This window comes from Serratia sp. (in: enterobacteria) (assembly GCF_046715635.1).
Taxonomy (GTDB): Bacteria; Pseudomonadota; Gammaproteobacteria; order Enterobacterales; family Enterobacteriaceae; genus Chania.
The window spans coordinates 1-3,768 of record NZ_JBKJYW010000245.1; the positions used below are offsets into that span (position 1 = coordinate 1).

4 protein-coding genes are annotated in these 3,768 nt (G+C 49.1%); all 4 read right to left on the bottom strand.

Features of this window, described 5'->3' with window-relative positions; genetic code table 11:
• Positions 1-634: FimD/PapC N-terminal domain-containing protein (locus ACLQ7H_RS12190; protein WP_411752894.1), on the bottom strand; the 634-nt coding region annotated here is incomplete at its 3' end.
• Positions 635-656: 22 nt separating this feature from the next.
• Positions 657-1,385: a molecular chaperone gene (locus ACLQ7H_RS12195; RefSeq protein ID WP_411752895.1), complete on the bottom strand. Its 729-nt coding sequence runs from the start codon at positions 1,383-1,385 to the stop codon at positions 657-659.
• Positions 1,386-1,523: 138 nt separating this feature from the next.
• Positions 1,524-2,057, bottom strand: coding sequence for a fimbrial protein (locus ACLQ7H_RS12200; RefSeq protein ID WP_411752896.1), 534 nt, complete (start codon positions 2,055-2,057; stop codon positions 1,524-1,526).
• Positions 2,058-2,686: 629 nt separating this feature from the next.
• The coding region (gene eno, locus ACLQ7H_RS12205; RefSeq protein WP_411752897.1) for a phosphopyruvate hydratase at positions 2,687-3,768 on the bottom strand (1,082 nt) is incomplete at its 5' end.

Here is a 3,768-nt window from a genome sequence, read left to right on the forward strand (position 1 = left end):
GGCGGTAACGCCATAACCCCAGGTTAAAACCCCCGTTCAGGTTGGCGAAGGTAGAGTTGAGATCCTTGGTCTGCCCCTGGCGGTAGTTGACGTGATATTGGTTAACGTTGTAGTTGAAAAACGCCATTGATTCACCACTGCTCAAGCTGCCAGGGCTAACGCTGCCACGGGGTTTATGGTTCAGCAAACTCTGTGGAATGCTGAGATCCAATCTTAGTTGTGACATATCGGCCTGAACCTGAATATCTTTAAGATCGCGCCCAGGTTGCAGACAGCCTTCCGCAGGCGCCGCCGGTACTTCCTTTAGGCCAAGGCGCTCCAGCTGTTGCCGCTCAAAACACGGTAATACGTGCCGATCGTCGCCCAGGACAAAGCGGATTTGGCTACGTTCAACAAACGCACCGTTGGTAAACAGCTCGACCTCATAGTTACCCGGCGTCACCAGGTCCTGTTGGTTGAACTGTTCGAGTTGCGTGGTGTTGAAAACGCTGCCACGCAGTAAATCGGCATCGAAGGCGTAATCGTCCGTCGCGCCTTGTGCCAGGGAGATCCCGCCCAGAGAGAGCCAAAAAAAGCCATAACGGCAGCACGTTGATAGCAGAGACGGAATTGTGGGATAGTTTTTTATCGACATCAGGACCTCCCTGTCCTTTCTTTCAGTGCTGCGTCTCTAGAGTGACAGGAACCTCTACTCCGTAATCATTCATGATACCGAGCACCACTTTCAGCTTCCCTTTGGGGAACGCAGAACCCAGCGGCCAACTCACCTGAGAAAAAGGCGCGACCATATCGGCCGGTTCAATATGCAGGTTTTTATTGCCGCTTTTGGCATAGCTGATGCTGACATAATAAGGCGTTGGATTACTGACCTGTAATGCATTGCCATTACGCTGGATGCGCAACTGTTTGCCCGCCTGATTGCCTTCTCCCGGCAGCCCTTCGGGCCGATAGAACACCTTCAGCCGGTTGCTGACCAACAGCACCAGCTTATTTTTATCCGTTTCGCTTTGTTTGACGGCGGGTACCTGGAGAAAGTTAAGGTGAAACAGGGATTCGCGGTCGGTCGGTAAGCCTTTTCCGGCGTACATCAACCGTACCATCTGCCCGCTATGAGCATTCATCCGGAAAATCTGTGGCGATGCAATAAATGGGGCATCGGCCGTTTCCGGCGTCGATTTGTCATTATCGATATCAAGCCAGACTTGGATCAGCGCCGGGGCAGCATCGTCGTTGGTAAACTGCAGCGTCTTCTCGCGTGCCTGAGCCGGGTAGATCACTCGGTTACCCAGCATGGTGACGCTGGCAGCAGCGCTATCGATAATCAGCAATGTCAGGCTGAACAACAATGCCGCCCAACAAGAATAGGTGCGTGTGGTGTACGCCATAAGAGAGACCAGTCAACAAGACAAATAACCCAGCACCACTTAGCGTTTCGGGTAATGCTGACATTATTGTGGGTAACGGGTTATTTCCCGCCATCAGGCTTGAGCCCAGTGGCGGAAACAACCTGGAACGGCAGAGTATTATTTATACGTAATCGCATATTGTGCCGTGGCGATCACCGAACCTGCAGTCACTCCAGCCTCTTCGGCATAATAACGGGCAACCAGTTCTTGCGACGTTGATACCGCACCGGTTGCCAGCGTCATTGCGCTGGTGGTAGCCGTTGAATTAGTCGCAAAGCTCAATGGCGTGGTGGCATCGCTATCCAACAATTGAATAGAAACGTGGGTTGCATCACCGGTGTTACCCAAGTTGCCATTAGTGGTGGCATTATTACCGACAAATACCGTTTTGATGGAGGTATCGCTGGCTGCGGTAGTACAACCGGTCACGTTAACGGTAAAGGTGGTTTCACCAGCGGTGGCGCCTTTGGTCGCGAGCGAGTTGGCCGCAACCGTACGCAGTAACACCACAGGATTGGTTTCATTGCCGTTAATATTAACCGAGCAGGTTTGAGTACTAACTTCACCCTTGAATTGCACTGTGTTGGCAGAATCCGCCATCGAGGTGCTAGAGAATGCAATTAAAGCGAGAGTCATCATTTTGATTTTCATAAGAAATCCTTTTAATTTACTTTTTCCAATAAAGCAGTCCTGGCAGTAATTATCTACTGGCTTAAACTCACTAAGAATATCCATGTCACACCATCTTTCTCAGATGCCCTGTGGACAGGTGGAGCCAGTCTAGCAAACCAGGAATTTTCTTAACAACCCTTTTTTCGAAGCTATACGAGAGAATGAATTGAATTCATACTCTGTTACATTTATTAAATCCGTATTATTGCCAAATTAAATCAATAAATATCAATAAGTTAAAATTGGCATTGAATTAATTAGTTATCATTTGAAATATTTTGAAACATATCGGCCTTTTTAGGGGTATTACCCGAAGTTAGGATTATTCCCATCACTTTATTAATTTTAATCTCCTTGTTGGTGTCTTTATTGATTATCCAGTGACCATCCTGACATCTGAAGATTACGATCGTCGGCAGAAAATATTGCCGAAAAACGGGCTAATTAGCCCTGAAATAAATTTGCATGACTTAAGTAAAATCTCAGGTTAATTATCACGCCATGTTACAAATTGGTGAGTCCATTTAACGCAGACATAAAAAAACGGAGAGCACCTTTACGGCACTCTCCGTTTGCTTACTGATTCGTTACTGAATCAAACCGTGATATTACTGACCTTTAACTTCTTTCAGGCCATTGAACGGTGCGCGGTTGCCCAGCGCTTCTTCGATACGGATCAGTTGGTTGTATTTAGCAACGCGGTCAGAACGGCTCATAGAACCGGTTTTGATCTGGCCAGCCGCAGTACCTACCGCCAAGTCAGCGATGGTCGCATCTTCGGTTTCACCTGAACGGTGAGAGATCACCGCGGTGTAGCCTGCGTCTTTCGCCATCTTGATGGCAGCCAGAGTTTCGGTCAGAGAACCGATCTGGTTGAATTTGATCAGGATGGAGTTAGCGATGCCTTTCTCGATGCCTTCTTTCAGGATCTTGGTGTTGGTGACGAACAGGTCGTCGCCCACCAGCTGGATTTTGTCGCCCAGCACTTTGGTCTGGTATGCGAAACCATCCCAGTCAGATTCGTCCAGACCGTCTTCGATAGACACGATTGGGTATTGCTTGGTCAGGTCTTCCAGGAAGTGGGTGAACTCTTCAGAAGTGAAGGCTTTGTTGCCTTCGCCGGCCAGAACATATTTGCCATCTTTGTAGAATTCAGACGCTGCACAGTCCATAGCCAGAGTAATGTCTTTACCCAGCTCGTAACCTGCCGCTTTTACCGCTTCAGCGATAACAGCCAGCGCTTCGGCGTTAGAACCCAGGTTTGGCGCGTAGCCACCTTCGTCACCAACGGAAGTGCCCATGCCTTTAGACTTCAGCACTTTAGCCAGGGTGTGGAACACTTCAGAACCCATACGCACGGCTTCTTTCAGCGTTTTCGCGCCAACAGGCTGGATCATGAACTCTTGAATATCAACGTTGTTGTCTGCGTGCTCACCACCGTTGATGATGTTCATCATTGGCAACGGCATAGAGAACTTGCCTGGGGTGCCGTTCAGTTCAGCAATGTGCTCATACAGCGGCATGCCTTTAGAGGCAGCAGCCGCCTTGGCAGCAGCCAGAGAAACAGCCAGGATGGCGTTAGCACCAAACTGGGATTTGTTCTCGGTACCGTCCAGATCGATCATGATCTTGTCGATATTAGCCTGGTCTTTGGCATCTTTACCCAATACCGCCTGCGCGATTGGACCAT